Genomic DNA, 19,308 nt, shown 5'->3' with positions numbered 1-19,308 from the left:
TTCAGGGGTAGGCAATGTCGGTACAGCCGGAGACGGCCCAAGCGCTCGTCGACACGATCTTCATGTTCGGCAGATCGCTGCGAGCCGCGGTCACCACCGGTGCAGACAGCCTGCTGCCGCCTGCGCTGGTCAGTGTGTTGTTCATGCTGGCAGCGCGTGGGGAGTGCCGACAGAACGAATTGGCCGTCGATCTGTGTGTCAGTCAGTCGTCGCTCAGCCGGCAAATGTCGGATCTGGTCGACGCTGGGTATGTCGAGAGAAATCCCGATCCGGCTGACAAGCGGGCGTTCCGCATCCGAGTATCGGAAGAGGGACACGACGTTTTACGGAGAACCACGCAGCGGCGTGCGGCGCGTTTGCGCAACATGCTCGAAGACTGGAGCCAGGAAGAGGCCATGGCCGCAGTGACATCGCTGCAACGTCTCAACGAGACGTTCGGCGCATCGAATCGGCAGGCCTCACCGGCAGTTCCGCACACGGGCGTAGAAAGTATTGGGAGATAAGGCACATGGCAGCAACAGTAGGAGAAACCCGGGCAAGTACCGGAGGTGACGGATCGGCTCGCGAAGCGGGCGCGATGACTCACCGCGAAATTCTCGAAGCACTCACCGGACTCATCGCAGCGCTGTTCACCGCGCTGCTCAGCAGCACCATCGTTTCGACAGCGCTTCCCACGATCATCGGTGAACTGCACGGAACTCAGACGCAGTACGCCTGGATCATCACCACGGCACTGCTCGCCACTGCGGCATCGACGCCGATCTGGGGCAAACTGGCCGACCTTTACAACAAGAAGGTCCTGGTCCAGACCGCGATCGTCATCTTCGTGATCGGCTCGGTCATCGCCGGCGCGGCGCACAATGTTCCGTTGCTGCTGGGTGCACGTGTCATCCAGGGCATCGGCATGGGCGGCCTGACTGCTCTCGTCGTAGCCATCATCGGCACGATCATCCCGCCGCGAGATCGTGGTCGCTACTCCGGATACATGGGTGCGGCAATGGCCGTCTCGATGTCCGGTGGACCGATCCTCGGCGGCGTCCTCGTGGACACTGCCGGCTGGCGCTGGTGCTTCTACGTGTGTGTTCCGTTGGCAGTCATCGCACTGTTCCTGCTTCAGCGCACACTGCACGTCGAGACCGTGAAGAAGGACAACGTCTCCATCGACTGGATGGGCGCCACCTTGCTCACCGCCGGTGTCAGCGTCCTGCTGATCTGGGTTTCGTTTGCCGGTCAGGACGACTACTACGCCTGGTTCTCGAAGGAGTCGGCCTTCTTCGTCATCGGTGGTCTGGCCCTGCTCGGCCTGACGATGTTCGTCGAATCCAAGGTCAAGGATCCGATCCTGCCGATCAAGATCATCACCGAGCGCACAACTGCTCTCGCGATCATCGCCTCGATCGCAGTCGGTGTCGGCCTCTTCGGTGCGACGACCTTCCTGACGCAGTACTTCCAGACCGCACGCGGATTCGATCCCACCGAAGCCGGATTGCTCACCATTCCGATGGTCGCAGGCATGCTCGTCGCCTCCGTCGGCTCGGGACAGCTGATCACCAAGTTCGGTCAGTGGAAGCCCTTCATCGTCGCCGGCGCAGTTCTGCTGCTGGTCGGTTTCGGGCTGCTGTCGACGATCGACCACGCCACCAGCCTCTGGACCATCGGAATCTTCATCGCCATCGTCGGTCTGGGTACCGGAATGTTGATGCAGAACATCGTGCTCGCGGTGCAGAACACGGTCAGCGTCGAGAACATCGGTGCGGCCAGCAGTATCGTGGCGTTCTTCCGCACGTTCGGCGGCGCGATCGGCGTGTCGGTGCTCGGTTCGATTCTTGCGACCCGCGTCAAGACACTGACAGTCGATTCGGTCTCCACCTTGCCGCCCGAGCAGCAGGCAGTAGCTGGAAAGAGCCTCCAGGACGGCCTCGACCTGAGCAATATGCCTGACTTCGTCTCGCAGATCGTTCGGTTCGCCTACGGCGACGCAACAGGACGGATCTTCCTGGTCGCAGCCGTCGTCGCTGTGGTCACGCTCGTGTCGGTCATCTTCATCCCGAACCGTCCGCTGCGCACCACGATCGACATCGCGACTCCTGACGCCGAGCAGAAGTACGAAGAAGAGCGCGAAGAGAAGAACCTCACTCGCTGATCCGCATGCCCGGCTGGTCTACCGCCGGCCGCGTCTTCTGAACAGTTCTGTCACGCCATAGCCCATCGAACGCGGACAGAGATCGATTCTTCGATCTCTCCGCGTTCGACGGCTATCGGGGCCGAATCCGCTTTCATCGCCGCGACACGTCCGCGCATCGGCACGATCTGGTCGAAGTCCTCGAGCACCTCGAGAACTTCGACCAGATCTTTGTCTGCCAGGTCTGCGAACTGTCTGGCTTTCGATTCGGCTGCCGTCCATGCCAATTCGCGTGCTTTTGTCGCCAGATCGCTGCGGTCGTCGAGGTCGAACTCGAGCCCGTCGAGCCGAATCGCGTCGCCGCCCACCGATACACACGCCGCGATGACGGCGGCGGGGGAGTTCGCCGCTTCCGGCTCCAGCTCTCGCAGTACGACTCGGAAAGTTGTCGATGCGGTGAATCCTGTTGTCTCCTGGCGGCCTCCGTCACTCCAGTGAGTCTGCGGATGGACGCTCAGCCCGGCGGTGGTGAGGTCCGCTCCGCGCACACCGCGCGCGTGCAGGGTCTCGGTCAGAGCAGTGGACAGACGCGCGACGGCGTCGAATGCGTCGGAAACGGCCGTCTGCGTCACCGATACTCCGATCGTCAGCCGCACGATGTCGGGAACAGCTGTTGCAGTGGCAGTTCCGGTCACCGTGACAGTGGACGGCTCCGAGGTGAGGGCGGTGGTCGGCATGTGTACTTCCTATCCGATTCGTCCGGCGGATATGACACTCCGCAACATCAGGTCCAATTGCTCGTAGGCTCCCGCAGCCAGTCGTTCGAGCAGCGCAAGTTTCAACTCGGGTGCCTGCGCGGTCAGTTCTGCATATCGCTCCGGAGTCAGCACGGCCACGGTGACCGTGGAATCGGCGCGGATGTCGTTGAGGAACGGAGTGTCGAGGAACATCGTCATCTCGCCGAACGTCATTCCGGCGGAGAGCGTCGTGATGCGGTGCTCGACCCCGTGTGCGTCGGTGAACATGGTGCTGACCTGGCCACTGAGAATCAGGTAGAAGCCAGACGCCGATTCACCTCGGCGGGCGATCTTCTCGCCGCGGGCATAGGTACGAGTCTCCAACTCTGCCGAGAATCCCTCGATCTGTGCCGCTGACAGAGCATCGAGAACTGGGTGGTCCTCGATCGAGATCGTCGACGCCTGCCGTTCGGCCTCACAATGCACCGCAAGCAACGTGTCTTCGCACCACTGCATGGCGGAATCGAGATCCGCAAAAACCCGACCACTTCTTCTGGCGGGGTCGATGCTCGAACTTCGTTGTCCCAGCAGTCCTTGCGGATCGACGACGGCCACCGCACAAGCCTGCTCGGCCAGTTGAACCTGCAGCGCAGTGATCATGCGTACTGCGACGTCGCTGGCGTCGTCGACACGGCGGACGTCGATGACGACAACTTCGAGGCCCTCGTCCACCGAGCCGATTTCGCGGACCGCCGATTCGGCACCGGTGAAGAGGAGATCGCCGTGCAGTTCGTAGACCCGGCTGCGCTTGCCGACGTCGTCGAGCACAGCCTGTTCGGTCGGGGTGCGTCGTACTCGCGACGGTGCTTCGATGACGCTGTATCTGGCCCGGATCGACGAGCGTGACGCCCGCGTCACGTGGAGGAAGTGCAGTTCGAGTTCCTTCGACAGTGCACGGGCAGACGCAACTCCGCGAACGCTGTTTCCGTGAACGTCGAGCCTGGGGGAGTACACCGCGATGCCGATCTGGCCGGGCAGAACCGCCAGGACTCCGCCGCCGACGCCGCTCTTGGCCGGCAATCCGACCTCTACCAGCCACTTGCCGGCGCCGTCGTACATGCCGCACGTAGCCATGACGCTGAGGACCTGTTCGACGCCCGCGGGAGCCAGCGCGCGCTCGTGGGTGAGCGGATTGACACCGTTGTTCGCCATCGTCGCAGCCATCAGACTCAGGTCGCGGCAGGTCACGTCGATCGAGCATTGACGGAAATACAGGTCGACGGCCTCGTCGGGATTGCCGGTGATGACGTCGAAGGATCGCAGCATGTGTCCGATCGCGCGGTTGCGGTGACCGGTGCGCGCCTCGGAGGTGTAGACCGACTCGTTGAATGCCAGTTCGCGGCCCGCGTACCTCGAGTACGCCGAGCGGATGCGCTCGAAGCGGGCCTCGGGATTCGGGCCGGCGACCAGTGATGCAGCGGTGATCGCCCCGGCATTGATCATGGGGTTTCGTGGCCGTTCGGTGAGCGGGTCGAGGCTGATTTCGTTGAACGGCTCGCCGGATGGTTCGACGTCGATTTTCGCGGCAACCGCCTCGCTTCCCCGATCGGCGAGAGCCAAGGCGTAGGTGAAGGGTTTCGAGATCGACTGAATGGTGAACGGGATTCGCGAGTCGCCGATCTCGTAGACGTAACCGTCGACGGTGGCGATGCAGATTCCGAACGAATCGGGGGCGACCGCCGCGAGTTCGGGGATGTAGTCGGCCAACTCGCCCTCGTCGAGTGATCGGACTTCGTCGAACACTCGCGTTATCAGGTCTTCGACCACAGTTCCCATATGTCGACCTTAAGCCGACATGGCGGTCGTTTTGTGGAACAAGAGTTGTCGAGTCGATTGCGACGGATCCCATTTGTCTGTGATTGCGATCACGAGCGATCCGTGAGATTTCGCTGTTACGCGAAGTCACACCGGATTCGGGCCGAGTCCGCGTGTCGGTTCGCCGGAACGCTCCGTAGACTGGCAGCACTGTCGCGAAGACAGCCGCGGCGCGCACCGGTGCAGCTGTGAAGCACGGAGGGAGCGATCTCGTTGGGTGTTCTTGCCCGCATTCAGGGTCCTGACGATCTACGTCAGTTGAGCCACGCCGAGATGACGGAGTTGGCCGACGAGATTCGTGAGTTCCTCGTGCTGAAGGTCGCTGCGACCGGTGGTCACCTCGGGCCCAACTTGGGCGTCGTGGAGTTGACCCTCGCACTGCACCGAATTTTCGACTCGCCGCAGGACGCGATCATCTTCGACACGGGCCATCAGGCCTACGTGCACAAGATCCTCACCGGTCGTCAGGATCAGTTCGACACTCTGCGTAAGCAGGGCGGACTGTCCGGGTATCCGTGCCGCGCCGAGAGCGAACACGACTGGGTCGAGTCCTCTCACGCTTCCGCCGCGTTGTCCTATGCCGACGGCCTCGCGAAGGCCTTCGCGCTCACGGGCCAGAATCGCCACGTTGTCGCCGTCGTCGGTGACGGCGCCCTGACCGGCGGAATGTGTTGGGAAGCCCTCAACAACATCGCAGCCGGAAAAGACCGTTCGGTGGTGATCGTCGTCAACGACAACGGCCGCTCGTACGCGCCGACCATCGGCGGCCTCGCCGACCATCTTTCGGCACTGCGCACCGCGCCGAGTTACGAGCGCGCCCTCGACAGTGGCCGACGCATGGTCAAGAGACTGCCCTGGGTGGGGCGCACCGCGTACTCCGTCCTGCACGGAATGAAGGCGGGTCTCAAGGACGCTGTCAGCCCTCAGGTCATGTTCACCGATCTGGGTATCAAGTACCTCGGACCGGTCGACGGACACGATGAAGCCGCCATGGAATCGGCGTTGCGCCGGGCGAAGGCCTACGGCGGACCGGTCATCGTGCATGCCGTCACTCGTAAGGGCAACGGTTACGCACACGCCGAGAACGACGTGGCCGACCAGATGCATGCCACCGGCGTCATCGATCCCGTCACCGGTCGCGGCACCAAGTCGTCCGCGCCGGACTGGACGTCGGTCTTCTCGGCCGCATTGATCGAGCAGGCTTCACGTCGTGAGGACATCGTCGCCATCACCGCGGCGATGGCCGGGCCCACCGGCCTCGCGGCCTTCGGTGAGAAGTTCCCCGATCGGATTTTCGACGTCGGTATCGCCGAGCAGCATGCGATGACCTCGGCCGCCGGTCTTGCACTTGGCGGCCTTCACCCCGTCGTTGCTATCTACTCGACCTTCCTCAATCGGGCTTTCGACCAGTTGTTGATGGACGTCGCACTGCTCAAACAACCGGTGACAGTCGTGCTCGACCGCGCCGGGGTCACCGGAGTCGACGGTGCCAGCCACAACGGCGTCTGGGATCTTTCGCTGCTCGGAATCATCCCGGGGATTCGCGTCGCGGCACCGCGTGATGCAGACACACTGCGGGAAGAGTTGGACGAGGCGCTTCTCGTCGACGACGGTCCAACGGTCGTACGGTTCCCGAAGGGTGCTGTACCCGAAGCGATTCCGGCAGTGAAGCGACTCGACGGAATGGTCGACGTCCTCAAGGCCAGCGAGGGTGAGCGCGGCGACGTGCTCCTCGTCGCGGTGGGCCCGTTTGCATCCTTGGCGCTCGAGATTGCCGAGCGGCTCGACAAGCAGGGCATCTCGGTTGCCGTCGTTGATCCGCGTTGGGTTCTGCCGGTCGCGGATTCGCTGGTGAAGATGGCGGACAAGTACGCCCTCGTGGTCACCATCGAAGACGGCGGTCTGCACGGCGGCATCGGTTCGACGGTCTCGGCCGCGATGCGTGCCGCCGGAGTGCACACGTCGTGCCGCGACATGGGCGTTCCTCAGCAGTTCCTCGATCACGCCAGCCGCGAAGCCATCCACAAGGAACTCGGACTCACGGCTCAGGACCTCTCCCGCAAGATCACCGGCTGGGTGGCGGGGATGGGCAGCGTCGGCGTCCACGTCCAGGAAGACGCGTCGTCGGCTTCGGCTCAGGGCGAAGTCGCGCAAGGCTGACGGCTCGTCTCACGATAATCTCGAAAAGCGGTGGCCCTCGGATCAATCCGAGGGCCACCGCTTTTCGGTGTGAAACCGTGAGATCTCGCTACTGGACGGATTCGAGTGTGCTGCCTCGCGTTTCCTTCACGAATCGCAGGACGACGAACAGTGACAACGCTGCCATGACGGCGTAGCCGGCGTAGGTGTACGACAGATTCCAATCGGCCAGTGCCGGGAACGTCCAGGAGACCAGGAAGTTCGCGACCCAGTTGGTGGCGGTCGCAATTCCTACTGCTGCAGCACGCACGCGATTGGGGAACATTTCGGAGATCAACACCCAGACCACCGGGCCCCAGGACAGAGCGAAGAAGAACACGAATGCGTTCGCACCGATAAGTGCGATAGTCGCGTTGGCTCCGGTCAGCGTGGCCACAGATTCGCCGATCTCGTTCTTGGTCACTGTTGCCGAATGGAAACAGAATGCCGCGGTGCCCAGTGAGATGGCCATACCGGCGGAACCGACCAGCAACAGCGGTTTTCGACCGACCCGGTCGATGACGGCGATGGCGACAAACGTACCGACGATGTTGACCAAGGCGCTCACGACGCTGATCAGAAGGGAGCGGTCGGCGCCGAATCCCACCGCCTGCCACAGGGTGCTGGAGTAGTAGAAGATCACATTGATACCGACCAGCTGCTGCAGTGCGGCCAACGCGATACCGACCCACACGAGGTGGGAGACGCCGAGCCGCTTCGAGAAGAGTTGGCGGACCGTGGTTTTGGCTTGCTTCTCGCTGAGCGAGTCGCGGATCTCGTTCATCCGCTCGGTGACGGCGTCGTGATCGCCGCCTTCCAGGTCGGAGATGATCTTGCGAGCGCGATCGTCCTTGCCCTGCGCTACGAGGAATCGCGGCGACTCGGGAATCGTGGTCGTCATGATCAGATACAGAACTGCGGGAACGGCTTCGAGCATCAACATCCACTGCCAGGCCTCGAGGCCCGCGATCTGATTGCGATCGCCACCGGCCGCGGCCTGGAGTGCGTAGTTGACCAACTGCGACACGGCGATTCCGAGAACGATCGCCAATTGGTACATCGAACCGAGACGGCCGCGAATCGCAGCGGGAGAGATCTCCGCGATGTACGCCGGAGCGATGACCGATGCGAAACCGACGGCCAGGCCGCCGACTACGCGCCAGAACGTGAGGTCGTAGACGCTGAACGGAACTGCGGAACCGACGGCGCCGATTATGAACAACACCGCGGCTATTTGCATGACGCGGATGCGGCCGAGGCGATCTGCGAGTGTGCCTGCGATCCAGGCGCCGAGTGCTGCGCCGAGCAGAGTCAGTGAGACCGTGAGCCCGGTGCCCGAGGCGCCGATGTCGTACTTGTCTCGGATCGCACCGACTGCCCCGTTGATGACAGCGGTGTCGTATCCGAACAGAAAACCGCCGAGCGCGGCGGCGCCGGCGAAGAGCACTGCATGTCCGACGTCGGCGCGAGTAGCGCCGGATCCACCGCCGGAGGCGGTTCCGCTGAATGCCATTCCTGCCCCCTCAAAGGCCCTACGGTCGACACCCCGATGCGTCGATCCATCCGCGAGCACTCTGCACGCTACGCCCACCGGACGAGATTTGGCGGGGACTCACGCGCCGTTATCCAGCTGAGTCCATTCCCAGGTCGAAACAACCGGACGCAGAGACAAGGTATTGATTGCAGTGATTATGCAAACAATAATGTCGGTGCAGGTGACGGCGGTTTACTTACCCGCGCGACGCTCGGCTTTGGCTGCGATGTCCTCGAGATCCTTTGCCATGAATTTCCGGTCACCCGCGCGCCCAATCGACCGAATACCGCTGTGAAGATCTTCGAGATACGTGAAGTGGATTCGGATTCCCCGGAGAAGTACATCTCGAGGATCGTGCCTGTGGCGTCAGGCTTCAGAGTGAACCCGCTCGTGTAGTTCATGCCGTGGGAGTTGGCTTTGAGGGTGTCGTGAAAATCCCGTTTCTAGGCGGTCGCGCGCTTTGCGGCTTCACTCAACGTCGGTGTGATCTGGCCGAGGACCCAAGGCGTGCTCAGGACGTTGACGTTGCTCAGTCCGCCGATGACGCGGGTGTCGCTGAGGAATGCGGTGGATCCGCGTTTGACCGCGTCGAGTCCACCGACTGCGGGTACGCCGGACGGATCGCCGGAGCCGTCGGTGAAGCCGACGATCACGTCGGCGTCGATGTCGGCGATGTTCTCGTAGGAGATCGTCTTGAAGAACGATCCACCTGCATTGTCCGCGGCGAGCTTCTCGACGCCCGGCGCGTTGACGAATCCGAGTTCCGTCAGCACCTGGACCCGCGGGTCGGTGGGCAGATAGACGTTGATGTTGCTCGAATCGGTGTCGAAGTTGACCACTGCCAATGTCTTTCCGGCGAACTCCGGGTGGGCTGCGGCGGTATCGGCGAGAGTCGCGTCGAGGCCGTCGACGAGCTTCTCGGCCTCTTCGCTCTTGCCGACTGCCTTGCCGACGATGCGGGTCTGGTCCTGCCAGGACGTCTGCCACGCTGCGCCGGGATAAGCGGTCGTCGGTGCGATCTTGCTCAGTTGGTTGTAGACGGATTCCTCGAAGCCCTCGTACGGCGCCAGGATGACGTCGGGGGTCAACGACGCGATGGACTCGATCGGCGGTTCTCCGCTGGCCGGCATGTCGAAGAGCGTTGTCTTGTCCGCGTCGAAGTAGTCCTGGGCCCAGGGCATGACGCCGTTGTCGTCCGCACCGTAGGTGTACTTGGGCTGTCCGACCGGAGTCAGATCGAGTGCGTACAGGATGTCCTGCGCGTTCCATCCGAGGGTGACGAGGCGCTCGGGCTTCGAGTCGATGGTCGTGGTGCCGAAGGTGTTCTCGATGCTGACGGGGAATCCGTCCGTACCTTGGGATGTCGTGGATGTGCCTGAATCCGAGGAGCACGAGACAAGTGCGGTGACCGCGATTGCAGCCGCACCGAGGGCAGTGAAGCCCTGAAGAGAAGTTTTCATGAAGGGCAGCCTAACCTACTGAATTTCGGCAGCCAAACGAAACCGATTGTGCCGTTTATGCAGGTGGGGGTCGGATCTGGACCGCGTTTCTCAGGGCGCCGTTTCGGTGGGCGATACTTTCCTCGTGCGATCTCAGCAGAAGATTCTCGGCGCCGCCCTCGGACTGATCGAAGGTGGCGGATTCGAGGCTGTGAACATTGCCGCAGTTGCCACCGCGGCCGGTGTCTCGCGCCAGACGGTGTACTCGATTTTCGGTACACGTGAAGAGGTCGTCTCCCAGGCGATGGGCGGTCTCGCTGTCGAGGTTCTCGGGGAGATCACGGCGCAGGTGGAGTCGGTCGACACGGCGTGCGACTACGTCGTCGAATTCATCGTTGCCGCGCGAACTGCCGTGCGTGCTCACCCGGTGCTCGCGACTCTGCTCCTCGCCGAGCGGGGAAACCCTGTCTTCGATCTCGAAATGATGAGTCGAGCAATACCTTTCGCTGGTCAGATGCTCGCCCCTATGGTCGAACGTGGCCTGGCCACGGAGGCGGAGTTGGATGAGATAGTGGAAATTGCCGTGCGACTGGGGCTTTCGGTTGTTGCATTCGACAGTGACCTCGTCCATTCCGATGACTCCTTGCGGGCCTTTCTCTCGAGGTGGCTCGGGCCCGCAATCCGGTCGACCTCGTAGTTCCTCGCCTGCTCCGCCAAAACCTTGACACTCGAGCGTCAGAGTGTCTAGTTTTGGCGTGCCCGGAATTCTCTGGCGACATTCTTCGAGGGAGTACCAGTCATGTCCGGAGTGAAACGTAGATCGTTCTTGGCCGGTACGGCCGCCGTGGGAGTCGCGATGATGGCGCCACGCACTGCCAAGGCTGCAACAGGGATTCCGCTGACACGTGAAGTGCACCGTGTCGTGGTTATCGGTTCGGGGTTCGGCGGAGGGGTGACGGCACTTCGCTTGGCCGAGGCCGGGGTTCCGGTCACCCTGCTGGAGAGAGGGATTCGGTGGCCGACCGGGCCGAATGCCGAAACTTTTCCGCATCCCGCCAGTCCGGACAAGCGTATCCTCTGGCATCAGTCCAACCCGACTCTGTTCGGCAGGCCGGCGATCTTCGAGCCATACGCGGGTTTGTTGGAGACGGTGACCGGTGAGAACATGACCGCGATCTGCGCAGCCGGTGTGGGCGGCGGATCGCTTGTGTACCAAGGGATGACGCTGCAACCGGAAGAAGCGGTCTTCAACACGCACTTTCCGGAGGAGCTCGATTACGCACGAATGGACCGCGTCCATTACCCGCGGGTGGCGCGGATGTTGCAAGTGGAAACTGCACCCGACGAACTGATTTCCAGCCCGAACTACGAGGCGGCACGTGTATTCGCGCGTAACGCAACGCGTTCCGGTCTACCCGTGTCGAAAATTCCGATGCCGATCGACTGGAACTACGCGTTGGCCGAACTGCGGGGTGAGATGAAGCCGTCGTACACCAACGGTGACGGCGCGCTCGGTGTCAACAACGGGGGCAAACATTCGGTGGATGTCACCTACATTGCGGCAGCGGAAGCGACCGGATTGGTGAATGTGGAGACTCTGCACCAGGTCACCGATGTCGAGCGGGCGGCCGACGGACGGTGGCGTGTGTACGTGGACCGGACCGACATTTCCGGCAACATTCTCGAGAACAAGATTTTGACGACGGATGCGCTCGTGATGGCTGCCGGCAGCATGAACACCACCAAACTCCTGGTCCGCGCCGCGGCAACGGGGCGGATCACGGATTTGCCCGACGAACTCGGCGCGGGGTGGGGGACCAATGCCGACCGGATCTACATCTGGTCGGATCTCGCGGAGAATTTCGGCGCGACGCAGGGCGGGCCGGTCGTCTACGGCAGCCGGAACTGGGACGACCCGCATAACGCGTTCACTGTCATTCAGGCGTCGTTCCCGCCGGTGGCGTTCGACGCTCACAGCACGGTGATGGTCGGATTCGGGGTCAGCAGCGACCGGGGTCGGTTCGTGTACGACTCAGCGCGAGGCGAGGCGGTGCTCCGTTGGCCGAGAGATGGCGACTCTGCGATCCAGCAAGGCCACATCGGACCTGCGGCCCAGCAGATCGCGGCAGGAGGACTGCTCACCGACACCAACGCGTTACTGCCGTCCACCTGGCATCCCCTCGGCGGTGCCTGCATGAACTCGGTGTGCGATCTTGATGGTCGGGTTCTGGGCCAGCGGGGGTTGTACGTGCTCGACGGCGCTCTGTTGCAGGGCAACTCCGCTGCGTGCAATCCGTCGATGACTATCGCCGCCGTCGCGGAGCGTGCGCTCGAGAACATCGTGAAAGACGATGTGGGAACCCTATTCTGAACCTGCGCAAACGCCACGGACGGCGTACCCGAAGGCACGCCGTCCGTGACGGGTCGATCGACTGACTCAGACGCTGGCAACACCAGGCGCGAGGAAGCGCTTGCCGTTGACAGCCTCGGAGGTACCGGTCCGGTCCAGGTACGGCGTGATTCCGCCGTTCCAGAATCCGAACCCGCCGCCGAGCAGCAGGCAGAGGTCGATGTCCTCGGCTGCCGCTACGACGCCCTCGTCGAGCATGATCTGAATTTCCTCGGCAAACGCACGACGTGTGCGCTCGAGGACCTCTTCCGAAGTGGACACCTTGTCACCCTGCGGCCACAGTGCGGCGACCTCGGGATCGACGGCCTGACCGTTCTCGCCCCAGGTCCACACGCCGGGCTTGCGAGCCTCGACGAGTGCTTCGAGTCCAGGTGAGCTCTTGAACCGGTCCGGGTACGACTCCTGCAGGGTCTCACCGGTGTGCAGAGCCACTGCGGGTCCGACGAGGGCCAGCAAGGTGAACGGCGACATGGGCATGCCGAGTTCGGCTATGGCATTGTCCGCGACGTCGAAGGGGGTGCCTTCGTCGACGGCGGACATGACCTCACCCAAGGTGCGGGTGACGAGGCGGTTGAAGACGAAGCCTGCTTTGTCGCCGCAGAGGACGGCGGACTTCTTCAGCGACTTCGCGGTGGCGAAAGCCGTTGCGAGAGTGGCATCGTCGGTCTTGCTGCCCTTGATGATCTCGAGGAGGGGAAGAACGGCAACCGGGTTGAAGAAGTGGAAGCCGACCACGCGCTCGGGATGCTCGAGGCCGGACGCCATCTCCGTGATGGAGAGCGAGGAGGTGTTGGTGGCGAGGATGGTTTCGGGAGCGATGAACTGCTCGAGTTCCGCGAAGACCTTCTTCTTGACGTCCATGTTCTCGAAGACGGCTTCGATGACGAAGTCGGTCTTGGCGAACGCGGCCTTGTCGAGGGAACCGGAGACGAGCGCCTTGAGGCGGTTCGCAGCGTCGGGGGACAGGCGCCCCTTGCCCTGGAGCTTCTCGATTTCGGTGTGGACGTAACCGACACCCTTGTCGATGCGCTCCTGGTCGATGTCGGTCAGGATGACCGGCACCTTGAGCTGGCGGACGAAGAGCAGCGCGAGCTGGCTGGCCATGAGACCGGCACCGACGATGCCGACGCCGCTGACCTTGCGGGCGAGCGAGCGGTCGGGTGCTCCGGCGGGGCGCTTGGCGCGCTTGTTCACCAGATCGAAGGCGTACAGACCTGCACGGAGTTCGTCGGTCAGGAGGAGGTCGGCAAGAGCCTCGTCCTCGGCCGCGAAGCCCTTGTCGAGCGAAGCGGCATCGGTGATGTCGGTACTGCGAGCCAGTTCGAGCAGCTCGACGGCCTTGACGGCGCCGGGAGCGTTGCCCTTGGTCTTGCCGTCGACGATCGCCTTCGCACGAGCGATCGCGTCGTCCCAGCCCTGGCCACGATCGATCTCGGGGCGAGCGGGGGTCACTGTGCCGGCGAGGACCTGCGACGCCCAGGCGAGGGACTGCTCGATGAAGTCGGCAGAATCGAGAACGACGTCGACGACGCCGAGTTCGAGTGCCTTCTTGGGGGAGAGCACCTTGTTCTGGTTCATCGAGTTCTCGATCACCACGGTGACGGCGTTCGACGGGCCGACGAGGTTGGGGAGCAACTGCGTTCCGCCCCAACCGGGGACCAGACCGAGGAATGCTTCCGGAAGACCCAGTGCGCCCGCATTGGCGGCAACCGTGCGGTAGTGGCTGTGCAGGCCGACCTCGAGGCCGCCGCCCAGAGCGACACCGTTGATGAAGGCGAACGTGGGAACGGACGACTCACGCAGGCGTCGGAACACCTTGTGACCCAAGCGGCCCAGCTCGAGTCCCTGCTCGCGAGAGGTGATCGCGGGAACACCCTTGAGGTCTGCGCCGGCGGCGAAGATGAACGGCTTGCCGGTGACGGCGATGGCAACCGGGTTGGCTGCGAAGGCTTCGTCGAGGGCGGCGTCGAATGCTGCGAGTCCGCCGGGACCGAAGGACGACGGCTTGGTGTGGTCGAAGCCGTTGTCGAGGGTGATCAGTGCAAACGGGCCCTCGATGCCGGGGACCGAGATGATCTTCGTGTAGGCGTTCGTCACGACCTCGTCGGCGAATGCTGTTGCAATATCAGACATTTAGTTAACCCCTGCCTGGTAGTCAGCGTGGTTCGGGTTCTCCCAGATGACGGTGCCGCCCATGCCGAGTCCGATGCACATGGTGGTCAAGCCGTAGCGCACGTCGGGACGCGTCGCGAACTGGCGGGAGAGCTGCGTCATCAGGCGAACGCCCGAGGAAGCGAGGGGGTGGCCACACGCGATGGCGCCGCCCCACTGGTTGACGCGCGGGTCGTCGTCGGCGATTCCGTAGTGCTCGAGGAACGCGAGGACCTGAACGGCGAACGCCTCGTTGATCTCGAAGAGTCCGATGTCCTCGATCTTCAGGCCGGTGCGTGCCAGGAGCTTCTCGGTGGCGGGAACCGGGCCGATACCCATGACGGCGGGGTCGACGCCCTGGTAGGCGAAGCCCACCATGCGCATGCCGACCGGCAGGCCGAGCTCGGCTGCGGTGTCCTCACCGGCGAGCAGTGCTGCGGTGGCACCGTCGTTGAGTCCGGCGGCGTTACCGGCGGTGATGCGTCCGGCCGGGCGGAACGGCGTCTTGAGCTTCGCGAGATCTTCGACGGTGGTTCCGGGGCGCGGCGGCTCGTCTTCGGTGGCCAGACCCCAGCCCGCGGAACTGCGGGTGGCGACGGGGACCAGGGTGTCGGCGATGAAGCCGGCCTTCTTGGCAGCGTCGTACTTGTTCTGGCTGTTGACGGCGTAGGCGTCCGTGCGGTCCTTGGTGATGGTCGGGAACCGGTCGTGCAGGTTCTCGGCGGTGTTACCCATCACGAGGGCGCTCGGGTCGACCAGGCGGTCGGCGAGGAAGCGCGGGTTGGGGTCTGCGCCCTCACCCATCGGGTGGTGGCCCATGTGCTCGACGCCACCGGCGATCACGACGTCGTACTGGCCGAAGCCGATGCCCGACGCGGTGGTGGTGACGGCGGTCATCGCGCCGGCGCACATGCGGTCGATGGCGAATCCGGGAACGGTTTCGGGGAGACCGGCGAGGATCGCAGCGGTGCGGCCGATGGTCAGGCCCTGGTCACCGGTCTGCGTGGTGGCTGCGACAGCCACTTCGTCGATCCGTGCGGGATCGAGCTGCGGGTTACGGCGAAGCAGCTCACGAATCGCCTTGACGACGAGATCGTCTGCGCGCGTGTCGGCGTACATGCCTTTCGGGCCGGCCTTGCCGAACGGGGTGCGAATGCCGTCGACGAAGACGACGTTGCGTTGGTTGTTTGTGGATGGAGCCACGCGAATTCCTCCTGATGGAGCTGCCCACCACTCCGAAGTGCGGTGAGACGTTGGTTCGGCGATCACGGCCAGGCGTCCGGCCTCGTATCGAGCGTACTACTGCCCATTACTGACCGGTAACTTAACGTGCCGAATTGCTCCAACCTCACACCGGGGTCAGGTCAGGATTCAGGCTCTTCCGCTTCGGGCTCGGCCGGGACCACGGAGTTCAGTGCCTCGGCGAGGACGGGAACCGTCAAAGTGCGTTGCCAGCCACGTGCGCCACCGGAAGTGAGCTTGGTCTCGATTGCGCTCTCGACTTCGGTGATGTCCGAGTCGGGTTCCAACTTCCAGTCCCAGCACAGGCGCCTGACCAGGTCGGGTTGGAGCAGATTCTCCACGGGCACCGACACTTCCTTGCTCAGGTCCGACAGTGCTGCCCGAGCCGCCGTCAGTCGGTCCGCGGCCGCCGGGTCCTGGCGAGCCCAGCGGCCGGCGGCAGGGGGTCCGACGATCGGCGGGGTCTTCGGCGGAAGCTCGCTGTCCGGGAGCCTGCGCGCAGCTTCCAGCGCGTCCATCCACACACGCGAATACCGGCGTTGACGTGGTCCGCCGAACACGGGAAGCGAACGGAGTGCATCCAGCGACTGAGGATCTTTGAGGGCGGCATCGATGATGGCGGAGTCAGGGAGAACCCGGCTCGGCGACACGTCGCGCTTGCGCGCGAGATCCTCACGCGCCTGCCACAGCGCCCGTACTGCCGCCAACTGTCGAGTGGTCTTGAGCGAGGTGATGTGCGATGTACGACGCCAACGGTCGGGCTTGGGCTTGGGCGGGCCGGCCAGACGGATGTACTCGAACTCCTCCTTCGCCCACTCGAGCTTGCCCTGGGATTCGAGTTCGGCTTCCATGGCGTCGCGCAGTTCGAGAAGCACTTCGACGTCGAGGGCGGCGTAGTTCAACCAGGCGTCCGGCAGCGGACGTGTCGACCAGTCCGCGGCCCCGTGACCTTTGCGAAGTTCCACCCGAAGGGTTCGTTCCACTATCGCGGCGAGTCCGACTCGTTCGAACCCGGCCAGTCGACCGGCCAGTTCGGTGTCGAACAGCTCGGCCGGTGTCAGGCCCAGTTCGGCGAGGCCGGGGAGATCCTGATCGGCCGAGTGCAGCACCCATTGCAACGGGTTGATCGCCTCGGCCAACGGCTGCAGGTCCTGCGCTGTCGGGATCGGGTCGAGCAGGAACGATCCCGCTCCTTCGCGTCGGAGCTGGATCAGGTACGCCCGTGCCGAATAACGGAATCCGGATGCTCGCTCGGCGTCCACGGCGAGCGGACCGTGGCCGGAGGCCAGCGCGGCCGCGGCGTCGGCGACACCGGCGGCAGTGGTGATGACGTCCGGAACTCCGTCACGCGGAACGAGCAGCGGAACTACGTCGGAGGTGGGCTCGGTTGCATCATCGGTGACTTCGGACATGGTCACTGACTCTACGTCGCAGTCGGGGCCGGGGTTGTCACCTCAGCGTCGAACAGTTCGTCGAGTGCGGCTCCGAAACCTTGCGCGAGCTGGTCCAATTCGGGTGCCAGATCGGAGCAACTGACGATGCCGACGTCGAGTTTTCCGTCGAGTGACATCACCGTCACGTTGAGTCCTGCCCCGTGAAAGATCGGGCCGAGCGGGAACATTCCCTTGATCTGGGCGCCGAGGAAGTAGAGCGGGACCGGCGGCCCGGGCACGTTCGAGACGACCAGGTTGGACACGACGGGGTGACGCTCGGCGAGTTTGAGCGACGAGTACACCCGCATGGCGGCGCCGAACACCGCTGGTGATGCGAACTGGGACCAGTCCTGGAGCATGTTCGCACCCAGAGCCTCGTTGTGGTTCTTCGAGGTGGCGTTGTAATCGCTGATCGCGTGCAGACGCTCGACCGGATCGCCGATCTGGGTGCCCAGCTGCGTGAACATGCCCGAGATCTGGTTTGTGCCCGGCCGATCGGATTTACCGTGGACCGATACGGGGACCATCGCGACGAGTGAGTCCTCCGGCAGTTCGTCGCGGTCCTCGAGGTAGGTCCGCAAAGCACCCGCGCACAGCGCGAGAACCACATCGTTGACCTTCACGCCGTGACGGTCTTTGACGGCTTTGACCTTCGCGAGATCGAGCTGGCTGAAGGCGACGTTGCGGTGACCGGTGATAGCGCCGTTGAACGAGGTCCGCGGCGCGGTGAACGGAGCAGGCATCGCTTCACCCTTTCGTGCACGCGTCACCCACTTGGGGAGCATCGCGATTCCGCCGGGGACCAGACGGGCAATTCTTGCGGGTCGGGCGATGACGGCCATGAGTCCGCCGATGGCGATGTCCAGCGTTCCCGCGTCGCCCGCACCCTGTGCGGTGGGATCCACGAGCGCCGGTGAATCCGGTTCGAGACTGCACAGCTGAGCGAGGATGTTCGCGCCGGTGACGCCGTCGGCAGCGCTGTGATGAATCTTCGACATGACGGCGATCTGTCCGTCGGCAAGTCCCTCGATGACCCACATCTCCCACAGTGGGCGGGAACGATCCAGCGGTTGGCTCGCGATGTGTCCGGCGAGTTCTGCCAGTTCCGCGTGTGTGCCCGGAGCAGGTACCGCGGTCCGGTGGCAGTGCCGCTCGATGTCGAAATCGTGATCGTCGACCCATACCGGGTAGTCGAGATTGAGGCGGGAATCTTTGAGTTTGCGCCGAAAGGTCGGCATCGTGGCCATCCGCGAGTCCAACTCGCGAAGCAGCTTCCGGTAGTCGTAACCGCCCGGAATGGTCGAGGGGTCGAGCAGTACGAGTCCACAAACGTGCAATAGCTGGGTCGGTGTTTCCAAGTAGAGGAAGGTCGCGTCGAGTCCGCTGAGACGTTGCATGACTCATTTTAGAACAGGTTCTAGTATTTTTCCGGGGGAATGCGTAAACGAGTAGTGGAGTTAGTCGCCCTGCCGCGACAGCGTGGTTATCCCGGCAGGCGGAAGTCCTGCCGCGTACGCGAGAACTTCACAGAAAGCCTCGACATGGTGAGCCAATTCTGATGACGTTGCAGTCCAGGATGCACGTAACTCGAGTTGGTGGGCTCGCGGCGGACCCGCGATGTCGCCGTATCGCACGGAAGTTGTGGCTGTGACCGTACCGCCCAGGGCCACAAAAGGTTCCGGTCCGGCTTCGAGTGCGTCCACCAGCCAACTCCAGGCTACTTCGGGAAGTAGTGGATCCGCGGCGACGGCTTCGTCGAGATCGGCCTGGATGTAGGCCACCAACCGCATGGTGCCGTTCCACGCCTCGTCGCCGTCCGGATCGAACAACAGGATCAGGCGGCCGAAAGCGTCGCCCTCGGACTGCTCGGCCACGACGTCGGAGTCCGGGTGCAGAACCTCGGCTCCCACTGCGTGGCTGTACGGAGCGAGACGCTGCGGCGGACGGATGGGACCGACCTCTATCTCGGGCCGAACCCGCGCAGCGGTCATCGCCTCCACGGCGGCACGGAACTCGGCCGGGTCGGCTGTCGATCCGGATGTCGTCACAGGTCAGGACGTTAGTCGGGGATAAGGGCGGGTAGGTGGAGGCGCGCCGACCGAGTGTGGTTCGGGTGTGTGGCCGCTCACGAACCGCTCGGGTGTCCGATCCCGAGTGTGGGACATGGCAGCATTGAGTCGATCGAAG

14 protein-coding genes are annotated in these 19,308 nt (G+C 63.6%); 5 read left to right on the top strand and 9 right to left on the bottom strand.

Features of this window, described 5'->3' with window-relative positions; translation table 11 throughout:
* The first annotated feature begins 14 nt into the window (after positions 1-14).
* Both EEB12_RS02110 and EEB12_RS02105 read left to right on the top strand, forming a co-directional pair.
* Complete coding sequence (locus tag EEB12_RS02110; RefSeq protein WP_003942624.1) at positions 15-503, top strand: MarR family winged helix-turn-helix transcriptional regulator; 489 nt, start codon at positions 15-17, stop codon at positions 501-503.
* A gap of 5 nt (positions 504-508) precedes the next feature.
* Entirely contained in the window at positions 509-2,143 is a 1,635-nt protein-coding gene (locus EEB12_RS02105; protein ID WP_021334295.1) for an MDR family MFS transporter, read from the top strand.
* Between the two features lie 50 nt (positions 2,144-2,193).
* Here EEB12_RS02105 and EEB12_RS02100 read toward each other — a convergent pair whose 3' ends face one another.
* Entirely contained in the window at positions 2,194-2,859 is a 666-nt protein-coding gene (locus EEB12_RS02100; RefSeq protein ID WP_019748257.1) for an SIMPL domain-containing protein, read from the bottom strand.
* Between the two features lie 9 nt (positions 2,860-2,868).
* Complete coding sequence (glsA, locus tag EEB12_RS02095; protein WP_019748258.1) at positions 2,869-4,695, bottom strand: glutaminase A; 1,827 nt, start codon at positions 4,693-4,695, stop codon at positions 2,869-2,871.
* A 252-nt stretch (positions 4,696-4,947) separates the two neighbouring features.
* Here glsA and dxs point away from each other — a divergent pair, with 252 nt between their 5' ends.
* Positions 4,948-6,894 carry a 1-deoxy-D-xylulose-5-phosphate synthase gene (dxs, locus tag EEB12_RS02090; RefSeq protein WP_019748259.1) on the top strand — a complete coding sequence of 649 codons (1,947 nt, stop codon included), beginning with the start codon at positions 4,948-4,950 and terminating at the stop codon, positions 6,892-6,894.
* An 88-nt stretch (positions 6,895-6,982) separates the two neighbouring features.
* Here the strand turns inward: dxs and EEB12_RS02085 are convergent, their stop codons facing one another.
* Positions 6,983-8,425, bottom strand: a complete 1,443-nt coding sequence (locus EEB12_RS02085; RefSeq protein WP_020907569.1) for a sugar porter family MFS transporter — start codon at positions 8,423-8,425, stop codon at positions 6,983-6,985.
* A 464-nt stretch (positions 8,426-8,889) separates the two neighbouring features.
* Positions 8,890-9,906, bottom strand: coding sequence for an iron-siderophore ABC transporter substrate-binding protein (locus EEB12_RS02080; protein ID WP_133728001.1), 1,017 nt, complete (start codon positions 9,904-9,906; stop codon positions 8,890-8,892).
* Positions 9,907-10,030: 124 nt separating this feature from the next.
* Between EEB12_RS02080 and EEB12_RS02075 the strand changes: the two genes are divergently transcribed.
* Both EEB12_RS02075 and EEB12_RS02070 read left to right on the top strand, forming a co-directional pair.
* On the top strand, positions 10,031-10,582 hold the full coding sequence (locus EEB12_RS02075) for a TetR/AcrR family transcriptional regulator (protein ID WP_029255269.1): 552 nt from the start codon (positions 10,031-10,033) through the stop codon (positions 10,580-10,582).
* A gap of 102 nt (positions 10,583-10,684) precedes the next feature.
* Positions 10,685-12,256: a GMC oxidoreductase gene (locus EEB12_RS02070; protein ID WP_133728002.1), complete on the top strand. Its 1,572-nt coding sequence runs from the start codon at positions 10,685-10,687 to the stop codon at positions 12,254-12,256.
* A gap of 66 nt (positions 12,257-12,322) precedes the next feature.
* Here the strand turns inward: EEB12_RS02070 and EEB12_RS02065 are convergent, their stop codons facing one another.
* The 5 genes from EEB12_RS02065 to EEB12_RS02045 form a co-directional block, all read right to left on the bottom strand.
* Complete coding sequence (locus EEB12_RS02065) at positions 12,323-14,428, bottom strand: 3-hydroxyacyl-CoA dehydrogenase NAD-binding domain-containing protein (protein ID WP_141487338.1); 2,106 nt, start codon at positions 14,426-14,428, stop codon at positions 12,323-12,325.
* Positions 14,429-15,649, bottom strand: a complete 1,221-nt coding sequence (locus EEB12_RS02060) for a thiolase family protein (protein ID WP_003942598.1) — start codon at positions 15,647-15,649, stop codon at positions 14,429-14,431.
* 161 nt (positions 15,650-15,810) lie between these two features.
* Positions 15,811-17,100 carry a ribonuclease D gene (locus EEB12_RS02055; protein ID WP_020907574.1) on the bottom strand — a complete coding sequence of 430 codons (1,290 nt, stop codon included), beginning with the start codon at positions 17,098-17,100 and terminating at the stop codon, positions 15,811-15,813.
* Positions 17,101-17,111: 11 nt separating this feature from the next.
* The gene (locus EEB12_RS02050; protein ID WP_019748265.1) at positions 17,112-18,518 is read right to left on the bottom strand and encodes a WS/DGAT/MGAT family O-acyltransferase; all 1,407 of its coding nucleotides are present in this window, start codon (positions 18,516-18,518) and stop codon (positions 17,112-17,114) included.
* Positions 18,519-18,578: 60 nt separating this feature from the next.
* Entirely contained in the window at positions 18,579-19,169 is a 591-nt protein-coding gene (locus EEB12_RS02045; RefSeq protein ID WP_019748266.1) for a DUF3000 domain-containing protein, read from the bottom strand.
* Between the last annotated feature and the right edge of the window lie 139 nt (positions 19,170-19,308).

The organism is Rhodococcus sp. WS1 (assembly GCF_003797745.1).
Classification (GTDB): domain Bacteria; phylum Actinomycetota; class Actinomycetes; order Mycobacteriales; family Mycobacteriaceae; genus Rhodococcus_F; species Rhodococcus_F erythropolis.
This window is presented reverse-complemented; position numbering and strand designations above follow the sequence as displayed.